26 protein-coding genes are annotated in these 25929 nt (G+C 43.8%); 1 reads left to right on the forward strand and 25 read right to left on the reverse strand.

The features are described from left to right. Positions 1–3: 3 nt before the first annotated feature. The 12 genes from mutL to R8695_RS08245 form a co-directional block, all read right to left on the reverse strand. Positions 4–2232, reverse strand: coding sequence for a DNA mismatch repair endonuclease MutL (gene mutL / locus R8695_RS08190; RefSeq protein ID WP_154780631.1), 2229 nt, complete (start codon positions 2230–2232; stop codon positions 4–6). A gap of 6 nt (positions 2233–2238) precedes the next feature. Further along, a complete protein-coding gene (mutS, locus tag R8695_RS08195; protein ID WP_118511544.1) occupies positions 2239–4854 on the reverse strand; it encodes a DNA mismatch repair protein MutS in 2616 nt (871 codons plus the stop codon). A 168-nt stretch (positions 4855–5022) separates the two neighbouring features. Beyond that, entirely contained in the window at positions 5023–6300 is a 1278-nt protein-coding gene (locus R8695_RS08200; RefSeq protein ID WP_118044560.1) for a tyrosine-type recombinase/integrase, read from the reverse strand. A 70-nt stretch (positions 6301–6370) separates the two neighbouring features. Continuing rightward, positions 6371–6568 carry a helix-turn-helix domain-containing protein gene (locus R8695_RS17875; protein ID WP_005422911.1) on the reverse strand — a complete coding sequence of 66 codons (198 nt, stop codon included), beginning with the start codon at positions 6566–6568 and terminating at the stop codon, positions 6371–6373. Between the two features lie 94 nt (positions 6569–6662). Beyond that, on the reverse strand, positions 6663–8222 hold the full coding sequence (locus R8695_RS08210) for a hypothetical protein (RefSeq protein WP_154780632.1): 1560 nt from the start codon (positions 8220–8222) through the stop codon (positions 6663–6665). Between the two features lie 638 nt (positions 8223–8860). Continuing rightward, positions 8861–11050, reverse strand: coding sequence for a PcfJ domain-containing protein (locus tag R8695_RS08215; protein WP_243139552.1), 2190 nt, complete (start codon positions 11048–11050; stop codon positions 8861–8863). A 102-nt stretch (positions 11051–11152) separates the two neighbouring features. Beyond that, a complete protein-coding gene (locus R8695_RS08220; RefSeq protein ID WP_154780634.1) occupies positions 11153–13345 on the reverse strand; it encodes a PcfJ domain-containing protein in 2193 nt (730 codons plus the stop codon). Then, positions 13342–13884: a DUF7666 domain-containing protein gene (locus R8695_RS08225; RefSeq protein ID WP_154780635.1), complete on the reverse strand. Its 543-nt coding sequence runs from the start codon at positions 13882–13884 to the stop codon at positions 13342–13344. The genes R8695_RS08220 and R8695_RS08225 overlap by 4 nt, the downstream gene beginning before the upstream one ends. A gap of 11 nt (positions 13885–13895) precedes the next feature. Beyond that, the gene (locus R8695_RS08230; protein ID WP_167515485.1) at positions 13896–14615 is read right to left on the reverse strand and encodes a Cas9 inhibitor AcrIIA9 family protein; all 720 of its coding nucleotides are present in this window, start codon (positions 14613–14615) and stop codon (positions 13896–13898) included. 67 nt (positions 14616–14682) lie between these two features. Further along, on the reverse strand, positions 14683–15096 hold the full coding sequence (locus R8695_RS08235; protein ID WP_005422924.1) for a hypothetical protein: 414 nt from the start codon (positions 15094–15096) through the stop codon (positions 14683–14685). After that, on the reverse strand, positions 15062–15397 hold the full coding sequence (locus R8695_RS08240; RefSeq protein WP_005422925.1) for a hypothetical protein: 336 nt from the start codon (positions 15395–15397) through the stop codon (positions 15062–15064). The genes R8695_RS08235 and R8695_RS08240 overlap by 35 nt, the downstream gene beginning before the upstream one ends. A gap of 45 nt (positions 15398–15442) precedes the next feature. Then, entirely contained in the window at positions 15443–15862 is a 420-nt protein-coding gene (locus tag R8695_RS08245) for a DUF4313 domain-containing protein (RefSeq protein WP_148446896.1), read from the reverse strand. Between the two features lie 658 nt (positions 15863–16520). Here R8695_RS08245 and R8695_RS08250 point away from each other — a divergent pair. Then, complete coding sequence (locus R8695_RS08250) at positions 16521–17654, forward strand: hypothetical protein (RefSeq protein WP_154780637.1); 1134 nt, start codon at positions 16521–16523, stop codon at positions 17652–17654. 262 nt (positions 17655–17916) lie between these two features. On the opposite strand, the gene R8695_RS08255 is transcribed toward R8695_RS08250, so the two are convergent. From R8695_RS08255 to R8695_RS08315, 13 genes are all read right to left on the reverse strand, one after another. After that, positions 17917–18129, reverse strand: a complete 213-nt coding sequence (locus R8695_RS08255) for a Rossmann-fold NAD(P)-binding domain-containing protein (protein WP_243139553.1) — start codon at positions 18127–18129, stop codon at positions 17917–17919. A 36-nt stretch (positions 18130–18165) separates the two neighbouring features. Continuing rightward, positions 18166–18312 carry a ketopantoate reductase family protein gene (locus tag R8695_RS08260; RefSeq protein WP_226845139.1) on the reverse strand — a complete coding sequence of 49 codons (147 nt, stop codon included), beginning with the start codon at positions 18310–18312 and terminating at the stop codon, positions 18166–18168. Next, the gene (locus tag R8695_RS08265; RefSeq protein WP_154780638.1) at positions 18309–19151 is read right to left on the reverse strand and encodes a class I SAM-dependent methyltransferase; all 843 of its coding nucleotides are present in this window, start codon (positions 19149–19151) and stop codon (positions 18309–18311) included. Before R8695_RS08265 ends, R8695_RS08260 begins: the two co-directional genes overlap by 4 nt. A 9-nt stretch (positions 19152–19160) precedes the next feature. Further along, complete coding sequence (locus tag R8695_RS08270) at positions 19161–19934, reverse strand: alpha/beta fold hydrolase (RefSeq protein ID WP_154780639.1); 774 nt, start codon at positions 19932–19934, stop codon at positions 19161–19163. Positions 19935–19944: 10 nt separating this feature from the next. Continuing rightward, a complete protein-coding gene (locus R8695_RS08275) occupies positions 19945–20439 on the reverse strand; it encodes a hypothetical protein (RefSeq protein ID WP_114000343.1) in 495 nt (164 codons plus the stop codon). Further along, positions 20439–21140: an L-2-amino-thiazoline-4-carboxylic acid hydrolase gene (locus R8695_RS08280; RefSeq protein WP_118046639.1), complete on the reverse strand. Its 702-nt coding sequence runs from the start codon at positions 21138–21140 to the stop codon at positions 20439–20441. Before R8695_RS08280 ends, R8695_RS08275 begins: the two co-directional genes overlap by 1 nt. Before the next feature lie 51 nt (positions 21141–21191). Continuing rightward, entirely contained in the window at positions 21192–21875 is a 684-nt protein-coding gene (locus R8695_RS08285; protein ID WP_154780640.1) for a class I SAM-dependent methyltransferase, read from the reverse strand. Positions 21876–21919: 44 nt separating this feature from the next. After that, on the reverse strand, positions 21920–22825 hold the full coding sequence (locus R8695_RS08290; protein WP_148446886.1) for an alpha/beta hydrolase: 906 nt from the start codon (positions 22823–22825) through the stop codon (positions 21920–21922). A gap of 12 nt (positions 22826–22837) precedes the next feature. Next, the gene (locus R8695_RS08295; protein WP_118046645.1) at positions 22838–23443 is read right to left on the reverse strand and encodes a class I SAM-dependent methyltransferase; all 606 of its coding nucleotides are present in this window, start codon (positions 23441–23443) and stop codon (positions 22838–22840) included. 1 nt (position 23444) lies between these two features. Beyond that, the gene (locus tag R8695_RS08300; protein WP_154780641.1) at positions 23445–24059 is read right to left on the reverse strand and encodes a class I SAM-dependent methyltransferase; all 615 of its coding nucleotides are present in this window, start codon (positions 24057–24059) and stop codon (positions 23445–23447) included. 111 nt (positions 24060–24170) lie between these two features. Then, on the reverse strand, positions 24171–24749 hold the full coding sequence (locus tag R8695_RS08305) for a TetR/AcrR family transcriptional regulator (RefSeq protein ID WP_148446882.1): 579 nt from the start codon (positions 24747–24749) through the stop codon (positions 24171–24173). Between the two features lie 419 nt (positions 24750–25168). Then, positions 25169–25339: an erythromycin esterase family protein gene (locus R8695_RS08310; protein WP_330384949.1), complete on the reverse strand. Its 171-nt coding sequence runs from the start codon at positions 25337–25339 to the stop codon at positions 25169–25171. 215 nt (positions 25340–25554) lie between these two features. Further along, positions 25555–25926, reverse strand: coding sequence for a metal-dependent transcriptional regulator (locus R8695_RS08315; protein WP_148446880.1), 372 nt, complete (start codon positions 25924–25926; stop codon positions 25555–25557). Positions 25927–25929 lie beyond the last annotated feature (3 nt).

The raw sequence follows: 25929 nt of genomic DNA on the forward strand, positions 1-25929 counted from the left end.
TCCTTATACAATACGTTTGAATTTCTTTTCCAGTTCTGTTTTGGTCATGGAAATGATGGTTGGTCTTCCGTGAGGACAATGGTATGGATTGTCCAATGTTAAGAGTTCATCGATCAGCATATTTGCTTCCTGCGTGGACATCTGGTGATTGCCTTTTACTGCTGCCTTACATGCCATAGTCGCAAGTCTGGATGCAAAGATGCCAAGCGGATCTTTGTCTTTCTCGGAAGCAAGGTTGTCCAGCATTTCCAGAAACAGTTCTTCTTCGTCTAATCCGTAAAGATTGGTAGGTACTGCATTGATACAGTATTCCCTACCGCCGAATGGCTCAATCTCGAAGCCGAAATCCTCGAAATATTTACGGTTTGTTTCGAGGAGTGCCTCTTCCTGAAGATTCAGGGTTACAATGAGCGGTGGGCTGAGATACTGGGATTCAATGGTCTGTTCACGGAAATGTTTTACAAAACGTTCGTAGTAGACTTTCTCGTGAGCTGCGTGTTGGTCGATAATGAAAAATCTGTCCTCGAACTGTACAAGCCAATAAGTATCAAAAATCTGTCCGATCAGCTGGTGACGGCTGCGGGATTCCGGAGCAAGGAGTTTTTCCTCAAACAGTTCAAGCTGCTGAGGTTTAAACTGACTGCCGGTTTCTGCAGATGTAAAATTTTCCTGTCCTGCCGCATTCTGCATCGGATTTATCTGTTCTGTATTTCCACTCTCGGATGCATTAGAACTGACAGTATCGTCAGTTTCATGTATATCACGTATAGATACATTTGCATCCATTACGTTATTAGCCTGACTGTTTTCCCGGTTATCAGCAGAATAATTTTCCTCTACAGATGGATTTATATTTTGAGCATTAGCTGTCTTCTCCTGCGGGTTATTATACTGTACGGTCGTTGCATCTGGTTTTTTTTCAGATGCCCCGGAGGCTACAGCTTTTCTGTCACTTAATGTTCCCTCAAAAAGCTGCTCCTCTGCTTTTGTAAACGGATCTTTTGTTTGGTAGATTCTCTGTTCACGGACTGTCTGTTCTGCCATGGTGATCGTTCCGCGCGGAAGTGGAGTATAAGAAGACGTCTCAGAAACACGATTAACTGTATTCGCTACCTGAGTGCGATATTCCGGCATTCCGGCACGGCGTTTCATTTCAAATGGTTCCGGTACATCTCCCGGTTGCACTGCTGATGATGTTCTTCTTGTGTTTTCCTCTTTTCCAAAAGGAACATTCTGGATCATTTCCCGTGTCGTAAGTACCTTGCGAACAGTTTCATAAACTGCATCATAGACTTCCGTTCCTCTGGCAAATCGTACCTCCATTTTGCTCGGATGTACGTTTACATCCAGGTCATTTCCCTCCATCTGAATATGAAGAGAAACAAACGGAAATTTGTGCTGCATGAGAAATCCCTTATAGGCATCTTCAATTCCCTTGGCAATAATCCGGTTCTTTACAAATCGTCCATTAATATAATAGTTTTCAAAAGTACGATTTCCTCTGGAGATTTCCGGCTTTCCGACAAATCCCTCAATCTTCATGAAATCATTTTCATAAGATACCTCAAGAAGTGCCTTGGTGATATCTCTTCCATATATATTATAGATTACATCTTTCACACTGTAATTACCGGATGTGTGAAGCTTCACCTGTTTGTTCTGAATGTATTTAAAGGAAATCTCCGGATGGGACAATGCCAGCTGCTCCATCAGTGTGCTGATATAATTTCCCTCCGTTGTATCTGATTTCAGAAATTTACTTCTCGCAGGTGTATTATAAAAAAGATTTCTTACCAGAAATGTCGTTCCCTCCGGTGCTCCCATATCCTCTAAGGATTCCTCTACGCCGCCGTTAATCACATAACGTACACCGCTTAATGCCGAGGGTGTCTTCGTGATCAGTTCCACCTGTGCAACTGCAGCAATACTGGATAAGGCCTCACCTCGAAAACCAAGAGAAGCGATGTGTTCCAGATCCTCAACTTTCTCAATTTTACTGGTGGCATGACGCAAAAATGCTAGGGGTACCTGGTCTCGTTCCATACCCCCACCATTATCTGTAATACGTATCATCTTTTTGCCGCCGTCTGTGATCTCCACTGTTACCGCAGTTGCCCCGGCATCAATGGCATTCTCCACAAGCTCTTTTACAATGGAAGACGGACGTTCCACTACCTCACCGGCAGCGATTTTATCTATGGTCTGCTGGTCTAATACTGCAATTTTTCTCAACTTTTATCACCATCTGTTCTTAATCTTGTTCTGCAGGTTATAAAGTGTATTCATCGCCTCGATAGGAGTCATATTTCCCATATCAAGACCTTTGATCTCTTCAATGATGTCGTCATCTTTTACGGTATCAAACAGTGACATCTGTGCCATATCCATCTGGTCATATACCGGATTTTTCTTCTTTGGTGCTGTTAAATCTTTTACTGCTGCCGTGATATCTGCATCGCTCAGTTCCTCTACCAGCTCTTTGGCACGCTGGATCACGGAATCCGGAACGCCTGCCAGTTTGGCAACCTGGATACCATAGCTCTTATCTGCACCGCCCTGAACAATTTTACGCAGAAATACGATATCGTCGCCTTTTTCCTTGACTGCGATACAATAGTTATTCACCCCCGGGATCTTGCCCTCCAGCTCAGTAAGTTCATGGTAATGAGTAGCAAATAAAGTCTTGGCACCACAAAGCTTGGCGTTGCTGATATGTTCGATCACTGCCCATGCGATTGCAAGACCGTCGAATGTGCTGGTTCCTCGTCCGATCTCATCAAGGATCAGCAGACTCTTTGAAGTTGCATTTCTTAAAATATTGGCAACCTCTGTCATCTCTACCATGAAAGTACTCTGGCCGCTTGCCAGGTCATCGGATGCACCTACACGGGTAAAAATTCTGTCAACAATTCCGATGTTTGCCTTCTCTGCCGGAACAAAACTTCCAATCTGTGCCATCAGAACGATCAAGGCTGTCTGTCTCATGTAGGTGGATTTACCTGCCATGTTCGGACCGGTAATGATAGATACACGTTTCTTATTATTATCCAGATATGTATCATTTGCGATAAACATATCGTTCTCGATCATCTGCTCTACAACCGGATGACGGCCGTTCTTGATGTCGATCACACCTGTTGTATTTGTCTTCGGGCGGACGAAATGATTGCGTTCTGCAACCAGTGCAAGGGAAGCAAATACATCCAGCGCAGCTACAGCTTTGGCTGTTTTCTGAATACGCACAACTTCTTTGCCGACTGTATCACGTACATTACAGAATAATTCATATTCCAGAGCATAAAGTTTATCCTCTGCACCGAGGATCAAATCTTCCAGTTCCTTTAACTCCTGAGTAATGTAACGCTCTGCATTGGTAAGTGTCTGCTTACGGATGTAGTTATCCGGTACCAGATCTTTAAATGTATTGGTGACTTCCAGAGCATAGCCAAATACACGATTGTACTTGATCTTCATGGTCTTGATGCCGGTACGTTCACGTTCCTTTGCTTCCAGTTCAGAAAGCCACTTCTTACCGTCTGTTCTGGAACGGCGGAATTTGTCTACATTTTCATTGTATCCCTCTTTGATAATGCCTCCATCCTTCTGGGCAAGCGGCGGGTCTTCTACAATGGCACGTTTGATCAGATCAGTCACGTCTTCCAGAGGATCCATGTCTTCATAAATTTTCTGAAGCAGAGGAGTTTTAAACTCTTTTAATACCTGCTTTATATATGGAAGCATTTCCAGTGAAGATGCAAATGCGATCAGGTCTCGTGGATTCGCTGACTTGTAGCTGATACGGCTGCTCAGTCGCTCCAGGTCGTAAATTGGTCCGAGATATTCTCTGATCTCATCGCGGAGCATTCCGTTTTTATTTAATTCTTCCAGTGCTTCGAGACGTTCCTCGATCTCATCTCTGTCGATCAACGGCTGTTCTACATAACCACGGAGAGTTCTGGCTCCCATGGCTGTTTTTGTCTTGTCCAGTACCCAGAGGAGGGAACCTCGTTTCTGTTTTTCACGCAGGGTTTCTACAAGTTCGAGGTTTCTGCGGCTGGAGCTGTCGATAAGCATATATTTCTCTGCTGCATATGGGCGAATCGTTGCCATATGAGACAGGGCTGTTTTCTGTGTTTCTTTCAGATAAAGGAAAAGAGCACCTGCTGCAATGATGCCGCAGTCATAATCTCCGATTCCAAGTCCCTCCAGAGAGCCTACGTGGAAGTGTTCTTTCAGCGTACGGCGGCATAATTCATCATCGAAATACCAGGAATCCAGTGAAAAGACGCAGATTCCCAGACGGTTCTGCAGGTCATCGGTATCTATATTGGACATATAGAAAGAATCATTGCAGATGATCTCTGCAGGTACGAATTTATTAATCTCATCCAGAAGTTTCTGTGGTTTGTCTACTTCTGTGAGGAAGCAGTCACCTGTGGTAATATCTGCAATGGCACATCCAAAATGTTCTTCGATAGAGACGATAGACATCAGATAGTTGTTCTTTGTCTCATCAAGGGAAGCCGCATCCAGAGTGGTTCCCGGGGTTACAATCCTTACAACCTCACGCTTTACCAGACCTTTGGCTTTCTTCGGGTCCTCTACCTGCTCGCAGATCGCTACTTTATGTCCGCGCTCAATAAGGCGGTTGATATAAGTTTCCGCAGCATGATAAGGGACACCACACATGGGTGCCCTCTCCTCTAATCCACAATCTTTTCCTGTAAGGGTAATCTCCAGTTCCTTGGTAACAAGCAATGCATCATCAAAAAACATCTCATAAAAGTCCCCAAGGCGGTAGAATAAAATGCAGTCTTTATATTGTTCCTTTGTCTTGCAGTATTCCTGCATCATCGGTGATAATACACTAATATTCTCCGGAAACCCAGTGTTTATGCGGCTTTTAGAAGTCCCAGATGTTGATTTGACCACATTATTACGATAGTTTTTTCCCTCGTTAGTGTTTTTGTCTATACTCAAGTATTTAAACCTCTCTTTAAAATTTTATCTCCATTTGCAAAATCAGGTTTCTGTTCCGTATTTTTGAATATACAGTTCGTATTCGTCATCTATATGTTCTTCTTCAATGTGTGTATAATAATTAGTCATTTTTTCATCAGAGTGTCCAGCTATTTTCTTTACTGTAGCGGCATCCATTCCCGATTGAATGCATCTTGTTACAAAAGTATGACGGAAAATATGAGGATGAACATCCATTAAATTCGGATCTCTGTTCTCTTTTTCTGCCAGAGCAATTTCATGCTTATTAACAATCCCAACAATCCGCCTGCATTCTGTTTGAGCTGATGATGGAAGATAACTTCTTCCTGAAGATGTTGTAAAAATCAGACCGGGATATTTTTTTAAAAGTATATTTGTTTTTCCCCAGTTTTTCCCCAGTTTTTCTTTATCACGATCCTGTTTTTCCTTCCAGCTCATAAAAGCAGCAATCACTGCATCCGTTAATGGAACCTTTCTATTGCTGGCACTTTTCTTTGGTGTTGTAATCTGAATAGTAGAATACCTTTCAGGAAGTTCATTTCCTTTCGAATCATAATATTTTGTAACTCTGTTTAAGGTTTTATATACACGAAGCTTTTCATGCTTAAAGTCAAGATCACACCATTCTAGGGCAAGTGCTTCCCCTATACGTAATCCTGTATGAAGAAGAATAAAAAAGAGTTCATAATACCGGGTATTCTTGCAGCTCTCAAGGAAACGATGAGTGTCATATATACTAAGACATTTTTCATCTTCTTGTTCCTGCATTATCTTCTCATCAGGTATTTCACCCGGTTCTTCTTTAGGCAGTTTAATATCGGCTACGGGATCTATGGGTATCATTTTTCCACCATATGCCTTTTTGAAAAGCTGACGGACTACACTTAATGATTGTATTACCGTTGTACGTGCATATCCTTCTTCTTCGAGTCCCTTTATCATGTCAAGAATATGTGTTGGACGGACCTCTATTAACCTCATGTAACCAATATATTCTCTTACTCGCTCAAAACCATTTACATAGTTACTTAAAGTGGTTGCTTTAACAGAATGCACCACATAAATAAGCATCCATTTTTCATACCACTTTGAAACAGAAATTCTAGGATCATATCCTGCAATTCCGGGGGAAACATTAGCAAGGTAGGCATTTCTTTCTTTTTTTAGATGTTGTAAATTTGTACCATAAATTGAAAACGTTTTTCCTGTACCGCGAACGAAAATTCTGGCCTCATATCGTCCATCTTTTCTTTGATATAATCCTTTTCCTAATTCTTTACCCTTTAAGTTTTTGCCCATAACACCACCATCCTTTCTGATGATAATGCATGACACTGGATATATATTTTAGCACAACAAAAAAAAGCTTTCAAGACTGCCGATCTATCCATTTTTGAAATTTTTTCTTATCAATCAGTGTTCTGCGCCCAATCCGTACCATGAAACAGTTTTCATTCATCAATGATCTCATTGTTTTCTCAGAAAGTCCTGTAAGCTCACAGGCTTCTTTAACGGATATAAGAATTTTATCGTTATTTGCTTCCGGCTGTGTTTTTTTTCGCAACATATATAACCGGTCAATATCTGCAGGCAGATGATATTGACCGTTCCTCCTCTCTATTATATAAATTCTAAAAAAGGCTGCCTGCTGGCCTTATAGATTAATCCAATGTTCTACGTTCCTGTTGGCTGACATAATACTCCACTGCTTCCTGTAAACTGCATCCGGCCCTATGGCTTCGACTTATTACACTGCTTTTATTTATTCCTAATTCCTCACAGCATACTTTAAGCGATGGATAAACAGTTCCATGATATTCAAATTCCGGGTTACTTAACATTTTTTTCCTTTTTCTCGTCATAAAATGTGTAAACGATTCTTCAAGAGAACAATTCTTATCTCGTGCTCTTTGTCTCACACATATATCATCAATACCATATTTTTGACAACATGCCCGGAGACTTCGATATTCTATTCCTTTAAATGTAAATTTTTGTATTCTTTCGGCAATCATATCTTTATTTTCAATAAAATGCTCCAATGATTCTTCCATAGTACAATTCAATCTATATTTTCTTGAAGATACACTGTCAGCGTTGACTCCATATTCCAGACAGCATTCTTCCAAAGACCTATAGGTTTTGTCTCTAAAAATAAATACCGCCGGTTGTGTTTCCATTCTGGCTTTCTTTATGAAATGATCCAAAGATTCTTCAATGCTGCATTCTGTTGTTTTGGCACGGTTACGCACACTGGAAGCATTAACGCCGTATTCAGCACAACATGCTGAAACACTTTTATACCTTTTCCCTTTATAAAAGAATTGCATTTTCGGTGTTTCTGTTTCCTTTTTTTGAATATAATATTTCACAGCTTCTTCCCATGTACACTTTTTTCGCCAAGCTCTACTGCGTACACTAGATTCATTAATTCCATAGAATTCACAACATTGTCCAAGTGAGATATATTTATTTCCCTCATAAAAAAAAGCCTCTTTCGCACGATGCCTTTCTTTAGACATCACCTGATTTTCAGGAATTTCTTCTTTTTTCGTTACTTCTTTTGGCATACAACCTTCCATATGAGAGATAATTTCTTCCATAACATCCGCGTGAGGACGTTTCGCTTTAAATACTGCTGAACTTACTGACTTTGGCTTTAATCCATACGCAAGACAACATTCCGTAAAATTTTTGTATTCTTTTCCACGGAATTCAAAGGCTCTTTTCTCTTTAGATTTGATATAATGTGTAATCGCACGTGTAGAAGAAACCCCATTTTTTTCCATATACAAACGTACTGATATAGGATTTATCTCCAGGTCTTCACAACATTGAGGCAGTGATGGGTATTTCACACCATGATATGTGATTTCATGTGCCTTTTTCCATTCTATTGCCCGTTCAATCGCTTCCTGTGGTGTGCATTTTCGATTCCACATATCGGTCTTGACAGAATCTTCGTTTAAATCATAAAATTCGCAGCAGGTCTTAATGCTGGCCCATTTTCGATTTCGGAATATGATCTCTTTACTTTTTTTTAATTCAATAAAATGTGTAATCGCTTCTTCAGTTCTACATTTATATTGATTCTGATATGCCATTACGCTACGGTAACATATTCCATAAAAATTACAGCATTTATGCTTACTTTCAAAAGTTCTGCCATTGTACACAAATTTGAATTTCTCCATGTAATTTGATCTGATTTTACGTGGCATAAAAACTTCTTTCCTCCTTTTATCGTGATTGGATCTGATACATGTCAAAACATTTTGCCAAACAAAAAAAGACACTCCAAGAGTTCATTTTACTCTTTTTGTGTCTTTATCGGTTGATCCGCAGACGCGGTATAAAGTATAAAATTCTGACCTCGTATCAGAATAAAATTTGTGCGATCTGCCTTGCAAAATGTTCAATTTTATCGTATCATTCCAGATACTTAATGTCAATTTCACTACAGGCTTTAAACAGTAGCAGCTGGGTAGTATTTTACTCGTATTCCTGCGAATACATGCATAAACTGTTGCATTCATGCAAATGCCCCTCCGGTCTTTTCACCGGAAAAGGGCACTTACAGAAGGCTTTTTGTATTCATGTCATACAAAAAATCACATAAATCAAGATTGGAAATGAAACAAACATAAGCCCAAAATCAACAAAGATCAATATCAGCCAAAGCAACTTTAATTTTTCCTCCAAATCTCATCCTCCGTTTCGAGTATATTTAAGGAATTCCATAAAATCCCTTATACTTAAATAAAAGAGAATTTCAGAGCTGTTTCTGTAAATATCCCCAAATTTTCACAGGAATTTCATTTTACTGTTAAAGTTACTTTTGTGATATATCAATCTGCTATTATGCGGCCTGTTCTTCCAGTTCTCGATTCCCAGCCTCCATTAAATCTTCCTCCAGAATTTCAGCAAGCAATTTGTTGCAATACCCAACACCGTTTACACGAACGCCTTTGCTGCGGAGCTCGTCAATCTCTTTTTTCCTGAGACTCTGACTTTTTACAGCCAGTTTATAATCTTCTTTTGCCAGTTTCTTTTTTAATTGTTTCTGCCATTTTACAAGAAAATCCCTTGCAAGCTCAATATCTTCATTCTGCTGGTTATAAAAAGTACGTGTCTGCCTTATGGTCCCATCCGGTTCCACTTCAAGCGTATAGTATGCCTCCGTTGGTTGTTCTGCCTTTCTCAAAAACAGGATATAGGATTCCTGCTGGCTCATTCGTTCATAATAGGTTTCTGTATTATTTACGCAGTGATGCATCAGTTTTGCTTCATACAAAATGTCATCCACTTTTTCCGGCACAACGATCTGATACTCTTTGTCCGCATATTCATATTTTTTCAAATCCCTGCATATACGATTCAGACCCGGATACTTCTTTTCCAGCTCTCCGGCTCTTAAAATCAAATCTTTTGCTTCTATCTCTTTTATCATTTCATTATGTCTCTGCATGAGCTTTCGTGCACGGTAGATAACAGAATCCTGCACATTCACTCCGACCCGAATTGCCATATTAAGATAATCCTTCCATGTTTTGATCAGGTCTTTCACGGATTCCCCACTTTCTGCTGCCTGCTTTTCCAGATAATTTTTGATCTGTAAAGGGGCCATACGATCCATAATGAACATAAGATCCGCTGGTTTAAGCTTTTCCCGGCACATCCACGAAATCACATCGTCACGGATCAACTTGTTTTGGGCTTTTTCAAGTAATAGCCATTGAAGAAAAATCTCTCCCCCATTGTTTGTACGCAGCCTTTTTAAGCGGAATCTATCAATTCCCAGTGCTTTTCCAAGGTCTCCGGAATCTTCACAATAGATCTGTGCTTTATTATCCATAATGTCTTCTGCGAGATGATAAAGTCCTGCTTTAATGAGCCGTTCCAGATAAGGTCTTTCTTTAACCAGTTCAAAAAAACTTACCGGATCTAAATACTTTTTGGTTTTTGCATATTCGTAGAATCCTGTCCTACGGAATGTCCTGTTTTTAATGCCATACAGTGATTTCCCATAAATATTTCCCATATTATATTTTTCATAGGTCATATAGCCACCGTAACCTGGATACAGTGGAACCTGTAATTTACCCTGGATCCAGCGGTTTTCTTTTGTCCAATGATGACGGCCGAAATAATATTCTTTCGTATTTAATTCTTCATCATACAGGATTCTCCGGCGCTCAAAGAAAGAATATACTGGTTTTTTATATGAGCTGCTTACTATGAGCATCTGAAGCTGGAATTCTCTCAAAACAAACACATTATTTCCACAGGTCTGAAGCAGGTATGCAGTCTCTTTTTGGGTTTCTATATTTTTGGCCCGGCCTAATGCTTTATATTGAATCTGATGTCTGCATTTTGGACAATTCCCCACTGCATTATGGTGAGGATGGCTGATTGGAACTTCGCTTTCACACCCACTACAATATCCTGTCTGATCTTTCCTGCGGCTGTAATGATAAAAGATAAAATTCTGGGTAATTCCAACTTTTTTCTGCCATCTCAGCCAGTCTTTCGGAATTTTTGGAAGTCTATCCATACACTGATCCCAGCTTGTCAGAATTTTTTCATATTTCATGCCCAGCCTCCGGTGTCTCTGCTCACGTTGATATACATACAGTGCATAAAAAGCATCGTCATATTCACTTTCAAGATACTTTTGGATCAACGCTGTATCCGCCTCTTTCATATAAGAATTTTCCTGATATAACCATTTTGAGAAAATGGTCTTATCCAGCATACTATCTGACCATTTCTTTGTCCGGTAATCATACCCTTTAAAAATATCGTTCTTTTTATCAATATATAATGTATATACAGGTTTCCGACAGTCCGTGGAAAGATATTCTGCCAGATAAAATGCTACTTTTAAAATATTGTTTTCTACTTCTGCACGTAAATATAGCCCTCTCTGATAAATCAGCTGCTCCGTATAGTATCTTTTATCTCTTACTGGCACATCTTCTTTTGCAAGTTTTATCAGTTCATCCGTAGCTTCCAGCAATTTCATATTACGCAATTCTTTTTTATTCATTTCCGTCCTCTCCTTCATTTTTTGCTGCATATAATGTCATTTTCTCTTTTCTGCTCAAATGCAGCCGGGGAACTCCCTGCCGCATCCATTTTATTTTTTTATTTACGCCGCTATTTCAGTAGGGCTTTCTTCGTTTTCTGCCGATTCCACTGGTAGGTCCATTAAATCTTTCTCTAAAAGATCAGCCAGAAGTTCCCCAGCAAATGTTCCGCCATGGACAACTACATGCTTATCACGTATCTCCTGATAGTTCTGCCGCCTGAGCTTCCTGCTTTCTTCTGTGCTCTTACGATCTTTTTGGGTTAATCGTTTCTGAATTTCCTTCTGCCACAATGTTAAAAAAGAAGTCACTTTATCAATGTCCTTATTTTGACGATTAAATTCCGCACGTTTTTGCCGGATAGTTCCATCTGGTTCAACTTCCAGTGTATAAAACGGTACTTTCGGATTCTCTTTTTCCCGCAAAAACAGGATATAGCTTTCCTTTGAAACGATCCGGTCAAAATAAGTATCCGTTTTATTTACACAGTGATGAAGCGTATCACCTTCATATAGGATGTCATCGATACTCTTTGGCGCAATAACCTGATATTCACCGTCACTGAACTCATATTTTTCTTTCAAATCAATGAGATGTTTCTGAAATCCGACATACTTTTCTTCCAGTTCCCTGCGTCGGATTCCGCGTTTCATTTCTTCTATCTTCAAAACCGCCTCTTTATGGCGCAGTTGAAGATCTCTGGTACGGTAAATAATGGAATCATGTATATCCATTCCCAGTCTTTTTGCCATAGAAAGATAATCGTTCCACACCTGCAGCACATGGCTGATATCATCCCCGGATTTTTCTGATTGTTTCACAAGATAATGTCGAATCTGGCAGATGCTCATCTGATCCAGAACAAACTTCAGGTCGTTTGGTTCAAATCCTTCTTTTACCATCCAGCATATTTCTTCATCCCCGATTGTTTTTCCTGTACTCTTTTCAAGTTGCAGCCATTTAAGTTCTTTTACCCCGCCATTCATATCTCGGAGTCTTCGAAACTCTTTCTTATCTACGGACAGGAATTCTGTTGGTTTTCTGCCTTTTCTTTTTATTGCATCTGCTGCCCTGTGGTCCAGTACATCATCAACTAACTGGAAAAGCCCCGCTTTTACAATCTGTTCCAGTACCGGGTATGTCTTCCACAGGTAAAGATATTTTCCCGGATCTATCTTTTTCTGACCAAGGGCGTACTCACGCAGACCTGTTTCTTTTAATTCATGCCTGGACAGATCCGACAGGGTATATGGATAAACCATTCCTTTATATTGACTGTCACAGCAAGTATAATACCAAGAACTTCTACACGAAATCCAACGCATTTCCCGTTGTTTGAACAGATCATAAACGAAATTGGAAATTTCCTCTCCATTTGCAGAGAAGATTCTTCTCTGCTCTTCATGGCAGGTAGTTTCGCAATCTGTATAGCCGCCCTTTTTATACCACGTTCTGGCATGAAAGATCCGGAGCACAAAACCAGAAGTCTTGCGTCTCCTCTGGATAAGATAGACTCTGTACCACTTTGTACAAAATCTTCCAGACTTTCCCACAGAACGAAAAGTAATCGGTTGTCCACACACATTGCACTGTCCTTTCTGGTTATATTTGGGTGAGCGGATAGGAACATGTTTTTTGCAATGTGTACAGTATCCTTCTGTAGCACCATTTTTCTGATACTTGTAGAAGATATAGTGTTCCGTAATTCCATATTTTGAAACCCATCCGATCCAGTTCTTAGGCAGTCCAGATACAGTTTTCATCACCTGGTCCCATGAATCTGTAAGTTTTTTATCATGACGTATCCTTTGTTCTTTACGGATATTCGCCTGAAACTCTTCCAGTGCCCGGATTGCAGGCTGCATTGTCTTTAAATATTTTTGGATGACCTTTGTATCACAGTCATTTACATAGATGTTGCCAAGATTAATCCTTACATCCCATAAGATACTTTCAAGAAGTGCCTTTCTCCATTTTTTTAATTTTTCATCATAGGTTATAAACCGTCTCTCTTTTCTGCTGATAAACAGACGGTACCTTGGAAAGTTTATATTCTTCTCAATATCCGTTACGGCAAACAGATACACTTTTAAAATTCCTTTTTCTACTGCTGCCCGACAATACATCCGATATTTTCCGGGTTCACCCCTTTGTTTCTCCAGTGTACTCAAAGATATTTCCGTTTTCTTTGCATCGGCGATATGTCTGTTCATCACTTTTAATGGTTTTAACTCCATCAACCTCTTTTTTCTCATAACTCCACCAGCTTTCCAGTCACATCAATCCATGCTTCCTCCGGATATTTCTGACCATCGATACAGATGACCCCAATTTCCAGGATCTGGCTGTTGCCAGGCTGCTCCTTTAAAAGTAACAGTAAATCGCCCTTTTGTCCTTTGGCTTTGGGGGATTTTCCACGTACAATACAAAATCCGTTGCAGCTGGTCCCGCTTTCTTTTGCAACATGGGAGTTCCATTTCCGGTTTGGATATTTCGACATGTAAGCAGCTCCGTGTAATAACAGGCTTCTCAATTCAATTTTCTTTAACAGGCGCATCTTTGTGCAGGAGATTTTTGAATCTTCTCCATCTTCATCCAAATCCCCTGATGCATCTACTATGTAATACACGGAATTTTTCCAATTCGGATAATAGCAGAGACAATCCAGTGGGTTTTCTGCACAATGAAATCCATTTTGTCTACAGTTTGCTTTTTCCGTTTCATTTATGCCATACTCCTGAAACTGAAAGCCCCGACATTTCAAATCCTTTTGAAATCCTTTATATGCGATCATATCTTTCTCCTTCAACTCTCTTTCGGCTGCATCATGTCAAACAAGGACATCTGCCCGGAATCTTTTGATTTTTTCCTGCTGATATGCTTTTCTTCCTGCTCCGCTGCTTCTTTGGGATGCACCTCGGAATCTTTCTTTGTCCCCTGGTTTTTCGGTATTGTTTTCGTTCTCTTATTTACCGAATCCCATTCCTTTTGAATCTTTTTCTTTTCTTCCTGCTCTTTTTCTGCTATTTCTTTTTCATCATCTTTCGCATAATATTCAAGTACCCAGGGAAAAACCTGGTCGTCGGAGAGTGCCAGGCCTGTATTGGCCCGAATGCCGTTCTCTCCCTTTTTTTTCGCTTCCTCCAGTGCAATGTTATAGGCTTTTTGCGTCACGTAATCCAAACATCTCTGAAGCATCTTATGTTTTTTTAACACCTGTGCATCTAAAGCAGAATCCGTTTTGGCAAGATTTACGAGATACTGTCCTATGATGTCTGCAAAGCCTGCATCCTTTAAGGCAAACATTTCTGCACGCAGTTTTTCAGACGCATTCGCAAACTTTCTTTCCTCAATCGGTATATCAACCAGCCGGTAGCGGCTGCCTTGAATAAATTCCTCTGTCTGTTTTTTGGAAACTGCATGTGCTTTGGCAAGTTCCCGCACACCATCCATATTCCCGCTCTGGCGGTAATACAATGCTGCTGTATTTAATTCTTCTGCAGTTTTTATGATCTCATTTAACATAATCGGTCCCTTCTTTCCTGATAAAAACATGAGGCAGAAGAAAAAATCTCCTGCCTCTGCCTGCTTTTTATGCCGCATTCATTTTCTGTTCAGCCGCTTCCATTTCTTTTTCTACTTCCAATGCAATCCTGCGTCTCTCTGCATCATCAGAATCCAAAAGGCTGATCATTTCCAGTACAATACGGCGAACCCATTCATTTTCCTCCCATCCTGCACAGATCTGACGGGCTTTTTCCGTCAGTTCCTTCCAGTCAGCATCTTCCAGATCCCTGCCACGATATTCTTTATAGAAAGAATAAATTTCTTTCATGGCTTTCGGTGCCTGAATCTTTGCCGCTTCATCCAAATTGGAGAGGAGTCCCATCAGCATGGGATGGTTTTTATATTTTTCAATCAAAGGACGGATACCGGTCTGAATTTTACCCGTATAAAGTCCTAAAAAATCATTAAATATTCCTGCAATCAATTTCTGATCTGTCATTCGTTTCCTTCCTTTCTGTTAATTTTCTTACTCTGCGCCTGACCGTAGATGGAAAACACTGAAATGCTTCCGATACTGCATCCTGGCTGTATCCCTGATCAAGAAGAGCCTTCATAGCCGCTGCCATTTCTGATTCCTTGAGCTTTTTTATGGACGGTTTCCGAACTTTCTTTTTCAGTATTTTCCGGCAAAGCGGATGATCTGGTCCGTATTCGTACATTGTGCTGGCTTCCGCTGCATTCAAATTGCACAGGATTGCAATCAGCAGACAGTAATATCCCTTATATTCGTCGTCTTTCATGCCGCACCACCTTTATTGCCTGGTTTTTAAATGTACATCTTTACTCTAATCTGCTTTAAATTCTTTTTGATCAAGACCATTTTCGAGCAGATATCTTTCCGTACCTTCTGGATCGAGCTGTGCAAGTCGTGCAAGATTAAACTCTACGACATAATAGCTGCCATAATTGATTTTCCTCTTACCTATAACTTTTCCGAGTTTATACTTTTCAATAAACGCAACCTTTGCTTTTGCTCCGCAATCCGAGATTATTGCCTGCCCTGGCCTTAGGAATCCCATAACTCCAATTGTAAGATCTCCGAATAATTCCAGCTTTTCCTCACATTCCTTTTGCTCTTGCCATAATCCGATATACAGGGATCCGTTGTAGTACATATTCACTCTGACATATAATTCCTCATGTCCACATTCCCAGTCATATCCCAATGGTTTTTCATCTTTTCGAATGCATATAGCCTGTCCCATATTCTGCCTCCTTTTTTGATTTTCCTGTTCATCTTTTGTGGATTATTTTACATTTCCTCCCTTCCTGTTTTTTTGCACACTTCACATTTCGTTTTTGGACAACAAAAAAAGACACCAAAAATCTTCTTTTGATTTTTGATGTCTTCCTATTGATAAAAGGCCTTCGCCTAAATGTTGCTCCCGGAACAGCATATCCGGAACAAAAAACTTTGCTGCGTGGCAAACCATGCATAAAAAATAATCCATTTATATGGTAACACAATATATTGAATTCGTCAATAAAATACAGTAAACGAAACACCATATCTTGTTGCTGCATCATTTTTTGAGTGCACTTACCATCTTTACTTTTCTTCTATTTTCATGTCCAGCATGCCGATAAATCCTTATAATATGCTGATCTCTCCTGTAATATATATTTGACAAATCATCAACGTAAAAAATCCATTGTCTGAATAGTGGACTTCTTTTTTGACTTTAAAAGAATTTTAAAGTTTTTGTTACCATCCGGAATTTTTTACGATATATAGTATGAGTAGAAAATTTCCTTTCGGAACACAAAATGAAGAGAACAAATAAAAATATAAAGCAAAACATTTTTATGATATCATTAATCATAATTGAAGTAACTCAGAAAATCAGAATTATGGAGAACATTATGAACAGAATATTTCAGAAATTTTTGCAAAGCGTAATTGACCTTTCCTCTGTGGGAGCAAAGTGCCTCAAAGATAATACACATAATATGGATATGAACCCAACTGTAGAAGCGACCATCCCTGAATGGAAGGTTTATTTTGACGGAAACTTCTGGGAGCCTTCAGGAAAAGGCCATGCCGGAACAGAACTTCGATTAAATAAGCAATTCGAATGGGCTGGGCATCATTGGATTATTCCTGCGGTGTATTCTTGCAACAAAGGTCTTGTCTTGGATTTTTGTATGTGTACTCCGGCAGAAGATATTCGCGAATTTATGAAAAAGTGGGATTTAAGCCCCGAAAATGACTCTTGTTTAAATTTTACGCAAGAACAACAACTGCAAATAGATTTAGACAACCCTCTTTGCCTTGATATTATTCCTTGTTTAAAATTAAATGGAAAAACAATGCAGGCCTCTCACAGCTGTTCGGCGGTCTTTAATCCCTGCTTATCGGACGAAACAAACAATGAACTGGAAGCAAAATGGGCGGTGAAACACTACGAATTGGATATCTCCTATGGATGGATGATTTTTAGGGCGGCATTTCTGTGGCCAGATAAACGCCGTCCTGCAATAAAATCTCTTTCGCTTATAATGGAGCAACAACCATTCCGTGTACCTGGGCCGCATTTTAAGATACACGCTCCTGGTGACCAGTTCACTTTCTCCCATCCGGTCAGTGAAACAGAATATGCATTAACTGTACAAAAATTGGAACAGCAGACGCTTTCTCAAAACCACGTGGGCTCTGACCGTTGGTTGTATCCCACACATTTTATCTCTATGAGCTATACACTTTCTCCTAAACCAGACAATGACATTTCGATTCATGATTGTGCAGATAGCGATAAACCTTTAGAAGTTGTACCTGTAACAGACTCCTTTACACCGGAAATGCAAAACGATATTGCCTGTATTGACATTATCGGTGGTGCAGATGAGCCAACTGTAATCCTGTATAGCGACAGCAATCAGGCAAATCTCCATGTTGCTTGTTCCGCTTTACACTTCAAACCAGTATCAGACGACACTGAATGGCGAATTGAGTTTAACATTATTCGTTCTTCGAAAAAAACATTTTTGCTTATATAATGCATATTCCACTTCAGTTTGTTTAACTTATTTCTAAAGAAATTAACAACTCTCGCCATGTAAAGGGGGATGTCGTATCAATACGCCATCCCCGCTTTTTCTGTCTTACTGGTCTATTTCATATAATTCTTCAACATAAATATTTCCGTCAGGCAGCTCCTCCGTTTTCTGTGAGATCAGAGTGCCTTTTTGTGAGTATGCATAAGCCACCGATGATCCTACAAGCAAAACTCCTAAAGCACTAAGTATTGTAATCTTTACCTTATGTTTCATGCCCGGCAGAGAGCGCAAAGGCAAACAAGACATTTTTCTCCGGCAGTGCCGCCGCCAGCGCTCTTGCCTGCACATTGTTACCCACAAAAACAATATTTTTCGTCTGATTCGCCCGCAAGGTTTCCAGAGCAGAATCCAGCTGCGTATATCGCAGAACGACAAATATCACATCGTACCGGACATTCGGTGCCAGTTCCGTCACCACAGGAATATTGCTGACCGATGTGCGGAGGGAGAATTATTGATCCTTGATCCGCAGTCCGTTCTTCCTGATTTCCTCTGCCCAGTTTCCCCGGGCAAGCAGGGTCACATCCTTTCCGGCGTGAAACAGATTCCTTGCCAGATTGCACCCTAAAACACCTGCACCATATACCAGAATTTTCATTGCTTGCCTCCAAATCTGATCTTTACAATCTGCATCTTCATCATTCCGTCACCGACCCTGGCGAGAAAACGGAAAAATCCGCTGACGGATGGGTCTTTCAAATCGGTGTAGCCCAGCATATAGCCGCGGCTCGAGACCCGCAAACGGCTATCCCATGCACCGATCTCTTGGGGAGCGTCGGAAACCGCGAAATACGCGCCAACATCCTTGATTTGCGCGCTTTTGAGCCATGTTTTTGCGATCATCTTCACCGCTGTCCGGTTGGCTGCGTCAAATACCAGCACGCCGCCGGGGAAGGCATCCGCCATGGCCCGCACCAATGTCTTAACCTGCTCGGTCAGGAAGTAATAGAACACGCCGGAGGCAAAGAATACCGCGCCGCCCGAAGCGTCGATTTCAGAAAACCATGCCGTGTCGTTCAGGTCGCAGGGGATATTTTTCTCCCTCTCCCCGGCGGGTAAAAGCTCGTTGCGCACGGTGATGACATCGGGAAAATCCAAATTGTAGATTTTGCAGCTGCCGTTGTCGCAAGTTCTGCCGGTACAGTCCAGCCCGCAGCCCAGATTGACCACCGCCGCATTGGGGTGAGATTTCAGATAATCCCGCACCTCGAAGGCAAGGTCATTCTGCCGCATAGCCACCTCCAGCGAGCCGAAACGCTGCATCAGGCTGCGGGATTTTTTCTCTGCCTCAGAAAAATCGTAGTTGATCTCGTCAATCAGGCGAACCGTTGTTTCGTCCCGGTAAAGATTCGGGTATAGTTCTGAGCAGACCTTCCGCGCATACAGCGGAATGATCAGCGTCTCCTGTACGGTGTTTTTCTCGATTTTATATTTCATGGGTATCACTCACTTTCTGATAAATGGCAGTTCCGGCATACAGTCACGCTCGGCGATGTGTGCCAGCATTTCGGCGAACTCCTTTGAATCGCGTATCTGATATTGCATATGCTCGTATCCCTCAAACACGGGATAATGGCCGCAGGGATAGGCTTCCATCACTGCCTGACGGTATTTGAAATGATCTTCTATGCTGCCAAACTCGAAATAGATATGCCTTTGCAGTTCTTCGGGAAGGGACGGAAAGGGTTTATCCTCCAGGCTGTCCGAAATCTGCCGCCGCAAATTTGTATAGGTCAGATTTTCCCCTGCGGCGATAAAATACGGCTTTATGGAATCGTCGTCACACCACAGAATCTTTTTCAGTGTGCCGCCCTTCGACCAGTACAGGCTCTTGATAGCGAAATACAGAAACGGTATCATAATGCGGCGCATACCTTTTCCGATTTGCGCAAATTGCCCGCCATCAAAGAAAACGTGCCCAACGGGCAGCTTCGTGTTTGTCAAAAATGCCATGGCAAGGTCTGCACCGATGGAAGAAGCGACCACCATCGCCAGCCGCTCCACGCCCTGTCGATGCAGAAAGCCCTCCACCTGCCGTATTTCGTCCAGCTTGCTGACATATTTCTGCCCTTTGCAGTAAACGGTGGAGGTAGGCAGAATACAGAAATACCTATCCTGTAAGTAGTTCGCAACCGGTTCGCTGCTTTCTCCCGTCACGCCCATAGCGTGAAAGAACAGCACGGCAGGATTCCTCCTGTCGCCATATGTTTGAAACAGCATTTCTATCACCTCATATTTTCATAAAAAGCATCATAATCGCCGCCAGTGCTGCCGAAATGACTGCCATACCAATTGTGCCGAACAGCCACTTTTTGCCCTTATCCTTGGCTGTAATGTAGGGTTTCAGGTCTTCCGTTCCTGGAATTTCCCATGCGTTCGTATGTCCTACCCAATAGCCGTCAACCCAAAATCGGTCTATGAGATTCATAACGGACAGTATGACCAGCAGCTGCCAAAAGCCCTGAACGAAGCCCTTTGCGCCGTTGAGCGCATAGACGCAGACCAGCACATAGGCGATGTAGCCGGGGACGCAGACAGCTTTGAAAATCAAAGCATTTCGCTTGATTTTCGCGTGTGTTGTAAGTCCCAGCGTTACGCACCGCTCCTGCACCTCCTGGCTGTAAAGATGCACCATGCCCACCGCGCCCTTGCGGATACCGATGGCGCAAACCAAAATGAGCAGAACGCCCAGCCCGATGCCTTCCAAAATCACCTGTAAAAGCATTACCGATTCCTCCTGAAGCCCGCCTCATCCCGGTATTCGGGATGTCCCTTCAAGTACGGGTTTTTATCGCCGCAGATGGTGTAGTCGCATCGGCAGCCGTCCACGCAGGTGGTCGTCCGCACCAGCTTGGCATGGAGCAGTTCCATGGACGCATAGTCCACATTGCACAGGGCGGGCATAATATCCATAAGGCCGTGCCGGATGGCAAACTCCGCCGCCGGACACGCCGTAAATTCATAATAAATAGGCTTGTCGGTCTCATAAGGCGCAACCGACATCTCGTAATCGTGCCATTTGTCGCAGCCGCTTTTCGCACGAACAAACGCCTTGTACATCAGCTTCCTCCAGAACGGCTTGTTGCAGTCCACGAATTTCAGCTTGCGGAAGGTCGGCAGGATCAGATTTTCCTCCATCTCTTCAATTTCACGGAATGAAGTAGCGGCTTTGCAGACCACATAATAGCTCAGGATGGCGATGCAGTCGTAGGTGCCGCCTACGCCGTTGTGGAAGTTCTTTTTGCCGCCCAAGTCGGTGCGCCAGTCGGAGAGAAAGACCGCGTACTGCCGCTGCACCTTTTCCCATACTGTCTCCCGCTCTGCTTCCGGATAGTGCAGGGCGATTTTCGCCAGGATTTCTTTCTTGCAAGGCTTTGAATACAGCACATGGCTTTTGCGGTCGAACAGAAGCTCGTTGTCCTTCATCTAATTGCCTCCCTCCTTGTTCTTTCTTGCGTGCATGAGACCATCTCAGATTTAACCCGCTTTTCGGCAGACAAACCATGCCATGCTTTTCAGGTTTCCCATGTCCACATCCGTATACATTCCATCCAGCCGTGCTTTCAGACTGGAAACCGTCTCATAGGGCGGCGTGAAAAACCCTATCTTTTTATAAACATGCCGGACAAACCAATCCGTCCGCTTATGCTCGCCCTTCACATAAAAGCAGCCGCAGAATGTCCCGCCGGGTCTCAAGACCCGAAAAACCTCCCGATAAGCGGCCTCCTTGTCCGGAAAAGCGTGAAAGCCGTTCAACGACAAAACGATGTCGAAGGTGTCGTCTGCATAGGAGAGTGCTCCCACATCTCCCTGCCGGAAGGTTACATTTTTCAGGTGCAGGCGGTCAGCCTTTTCCCGTGCCTGCCTCATCATATCGGGCGAATAATCGAGACAGGTAATGTCCGCCTCCGGCATAGTCTGATAAATCGGCATGGTCAAAATCCCTGTTCCCACCGGCACTTCCAGCAGTTTGCCGGAGAAATGCTCCGGAATACCGGACATTGCCTTTTCCAGATAGGCGTCGTTTTCCACCTTGTTCATTGCCCACACCAAGCGGCACACCGCTTTCCCGCTCAGAGTAGAGCAGGTGATCATGCCATCATAAAAACTGTTTCCACCCGTCATTCGGTACGCACCGCGAATGGCTTCTTTTCGTTCCATGGTTCTTCCTCCGTGTTTCAATCATCACACGACCGTTTCCAATCTCATTTTTTCAAAATGTCCACGATTTTAGCAAAGTCCTCCTTTGCCTCTTTGAAGATCGGCAGCATACAGTAGCAATGCACCATCTTCGGGCGGGCGGACACCGTATAGAGGACATTTGCCCGTTTGCAGGCTTCCTCAAAGTCCGGCAATGCGCCGTAGAGCACCTCGTCGGCAGAATAGAAGAAGTGGATATCGCCTACGCCGGTAAAATCTCCCCGGGAGCCGGAGAGCATATAGTCCGGCACATTCTCGCAACCATGCCGCATGAATTTTTCCACCGTCACCATAAAGGCATAGTCGATGGAAACATCTCTTTCGTTCAATGCCTTCATCCGCGATTTTTCGCCATCGTTCCACGGCACTTCGCCGGGAGATACGGCGACGATATGCCGTGGCTGCGGCAGCGGCTCAGGCTGCGCGTTGTTGTGCGCCGCGATCCCCAGGGCCAGCGCACCGCCAGAGGAAAAACCACAGGTGCTGACATTTCCGCCGCCATACAAGCCGACCATTCTGCGGTAACATTCGTACACCATCGCATAGGTCTCGGTAATACAATGTTCCATGCAGAGCGGGTAAAACGGAAACCACACATCACAGCCGGTCTCGCGGCAGAGCTTGCGCATCACAGGCAGGTCGCCCTTATCGGGGCCGATCACCATGCCACCGCCAAAGAAATAGAGAATCGCGCGCTCGGACGGCTTCGGATGCTCTCGCACGATCAGGCAGGGAAAGCCGTTTACCGCGATCGTTTCATAATATGCCTTGCGGTCGGTGGGCGTAAAAACGCCACGATGCCGGTTCTGCTTTTCAATTTCCTTTCGCAGTGCATCCTCCGGCAAGGCGAACGCCTTTTTCGCGCCGGAGAGCTTGTATACGCTGCGTAAGATAGATGCAAAGATACTCATGATTTAGCCCCCTCATTTCCGCGCCGTGATGCAGAGCCAACTTTTCTTTTTGTGTATCTGCACATCGTGAAAGCCTGCCTGCTCCAGATACGCCTTTAATTCAATATCTTTGTAGATGGTCATGCCGCCGATGATCTCCGTCCACTTCTTGTCCTTGTCTGTATCGCCGTTGCTTTCGTTGCAGATGAGTAATGTCCCGCCGGGCTTCAGCACCCGGTAAACCTCCCGGAAGCACTGCGGCAGATCGGGCCAGAAATAGACGGTTTCAAAGGCCGTTACCGCATCGAACCAGTCGCCTGCAAAGATCATATCCGCCACGCTGCCTTGTAGGACGGTGCAGCGACCCTCCGCTATGGCGGCCTCGTTGACCTTTTTGGATTTCTCCACACTGACGGGGGAATAGTCAATGCCCTTGACAATACCCTCCGGGCATTTTTTCAGAAGTCTCTTGATGTTCGCCCCTCCGCCGCAGCCGCAGTCCAGCACCTTGGCGTCCGGCGCGGCATTCAGAAATTGAAGCCCCCACCGTGCCACGGGGCTGTGACCGAGATTCATCATGACGACCATGAGCTTTCCGCCAAGCCCCACGGGGTTGCGGGTGTTTTCAAAAAATGACATATCACACCTCCGATTTCACACATTCGGTATAAGTTAATGGAAAGGATGCTTTCAGCACGACGCTTTTCCGCACCGTCCAGCCGTTTTGCCGCAGGAAGTGCAGGTATTCCTCGCTCGTCCACTTGCTGTGGAGCGGAAAGCCCGCCAGCTTCATAAAAAACGCTCTCACCCTGCCGGAAAAAGAGTTTCCCGCATGAGTGAAGGTGGGCGCGATGAGCACGCCGTCCTCTTTCAGCACCCGATGAATCTCGGCAAGGGCTTTCTCCGGCTGCGACACGATGTGCAGTGCGTTGGACACGATCACCACATCAAAGGACTTGTCCGCATAGGGCAGGCAGAACATATCCTGCACGGAAAAGTGCAGCTTTGCAGATTGATTATCCCGCTTCGCCTCGGCAATCATCTCCGGGGAGGCGTCCGTCGCCTCGATGTGTGCCGCCGCGTTCACGATGTGTTTTGCGATCAATCCCGTGCCGGTAGCAAGCTCCAGCACCGTCTTGGCTTTTACAACCGGCTGGATCAGCGCATACATCTTTTCATACGCCGCCCGATCCTTTCGCATAAAGCGGTCGTAACGATCGGCATTTTTGTCCCAGAAGTTCTTGTGTTTTCGCATCGCTGTCATCCCTCCAGTCGTTAGATGCACCTAACCTATGTGTACACGTCTTTCGGTTAGGTGTAGCTAACTATCGTGTCTTGGAAAAGCCGCATCTCTGCGGCCTTCCGCTTATTTAAATAACTCCCTGCAAGCGCCGTACACTAACGTTTCCAGCACCTGCGGGTACAGTCCTCCTATTTGCTCCTTGTGTGAGACGGTCAGAATCAGTCCGCGCACTGTGGCGGCAGCCAAGGGTGCACCGTGTTTTGGCACAAGGTCGTGCTTCTCCAACAGCTGACGGATGTGCGTCTCGCCGTCGTGGTAATGGATGCTTTTCACATCCTCCGGCAGCCTTTCCAAAAGCAGCTTCGCATCGTTTTCGATGAAAATCATATCACCGGTATCGGACAGCCGCTGACAAACGGCAAGAACAGCCTTTGCCGCACGTTCCGACGGCGGCAAGCCGTCAGATTCACGCAGCGCGCGGTCAGCCACTCCGTAAAGCTCGGAGTGAATGTTCTCCAAAACCGCGAAGAAAAGCATTTCCTTGGATTCGTAGAATTTATAGAACGAGCCCTTCGCAATGCCGACCGCCTTCGTCAGCTGATCCACGGAGGTTTTTTTCATCCCCAGCGTGACGGCGCAGCGCCTCGTTTCCTTCAGCAACGCCTTGCGGAGCTGCTCAGTCTCGTAATCGGTAAAAGCCAATCCCACGTCCCCCCTAAACATGACCACTTTGGTTCTTTTGGTCATATTATACCGTGCTTCTTTCTGGTTTGCAAGAGGTGCTGAGAAAAAAACGCTAATCAAAAGGAGTGCAGTGTTTCAGAAAGAGACGCTGGAATTCCGGTAACCGGTAATCGCTGTTGCCGCGGTAAAAGAAACTATATCGTAAAAGGGCATCAGAGCGAAGCATTCAAATGCTGCGTTCTGATACCCTTTTTGTTTCATATTGCACGGATGGATTGATTACAAAAAAAAGCAGGAATTAACACAACATGAACGACATATGATATCTGCAATAATCTTCCTGTGGAACGATCTGCACAACGCTCGACGACATGGCCCATGTATAGAGACGGCGACTCGTATGAGCCACCGTCTTTATACATGATTACCGCTCAGGGTCATTCCAGTTCTTTGCAGACTTCTTCCAAAAACCTCATGCTGTAAGAAATCCTCTGCATATCAAAACCGTAAAAGCGAAGGTCTTCGCCTTCCAATGCACTTTCATTGTACTGGCGCATATAGGAGATAAGTTCTGCCATCTCTTCCGTTCTATAAATGGAAAATCCAATCGCTGCGGCTGCTTCCTATGCTGTCCCCTCCTAAAGCCGCCGTGTCAGCGTGTAGTCGTCACTCCTTTGTCGAGGGTATAAGGAACGGCGGCCTTGATGTTACTCAAAACCGCCGCAGTCCTTGAAAATCCATTATGGGCGCACGAAGCTGCCTGCCCTGTAACGGTTTTTTTCTTTCCCCGTCTTGCGGGGCAGGATCGCTTGTCTTATTTGGTTTAGGTTTGTTCCTGTTCGGCTGCCTCTTTCAGCCGTGAAAAGCTCTCATCGCTGATGATGTGTTCAATCCGGCAGGCGTCAGTCTCCGCAGTCCTGGGGTCAACGCCTGCGGTGATAAGCTGCTCGGTAAAGAAGCAGTGTCGCTCGAAGATTTTTTCGGCAACCTCGCGGCCTACATCGGTCAGATGGAGAAAGTGATCTTCGTCCATAGTGAGAAAGCCGCCGTCCCGCAAGGTAGCCACTGCATGGCACACGCTGGGTTTTGACACCTCCATATGCCGGGCTACATCTACGGAGCGCACCATACCGAGTTTCTTTTGGAGAACAAGGATGGTTTCCAGGTAGTCCTCCCCGGACGCATGAAGTTTCATCTG

The organism is Blautia luti (assembly GCF_033096465.1).
In the GTDB taxonomy this organism is placed as follows: domain Bacteria; phylum Bacillota; class Clostridia; order Lachnospirales; family Lachnospiraceae; genus Blautia_A; species Blautia_A luti.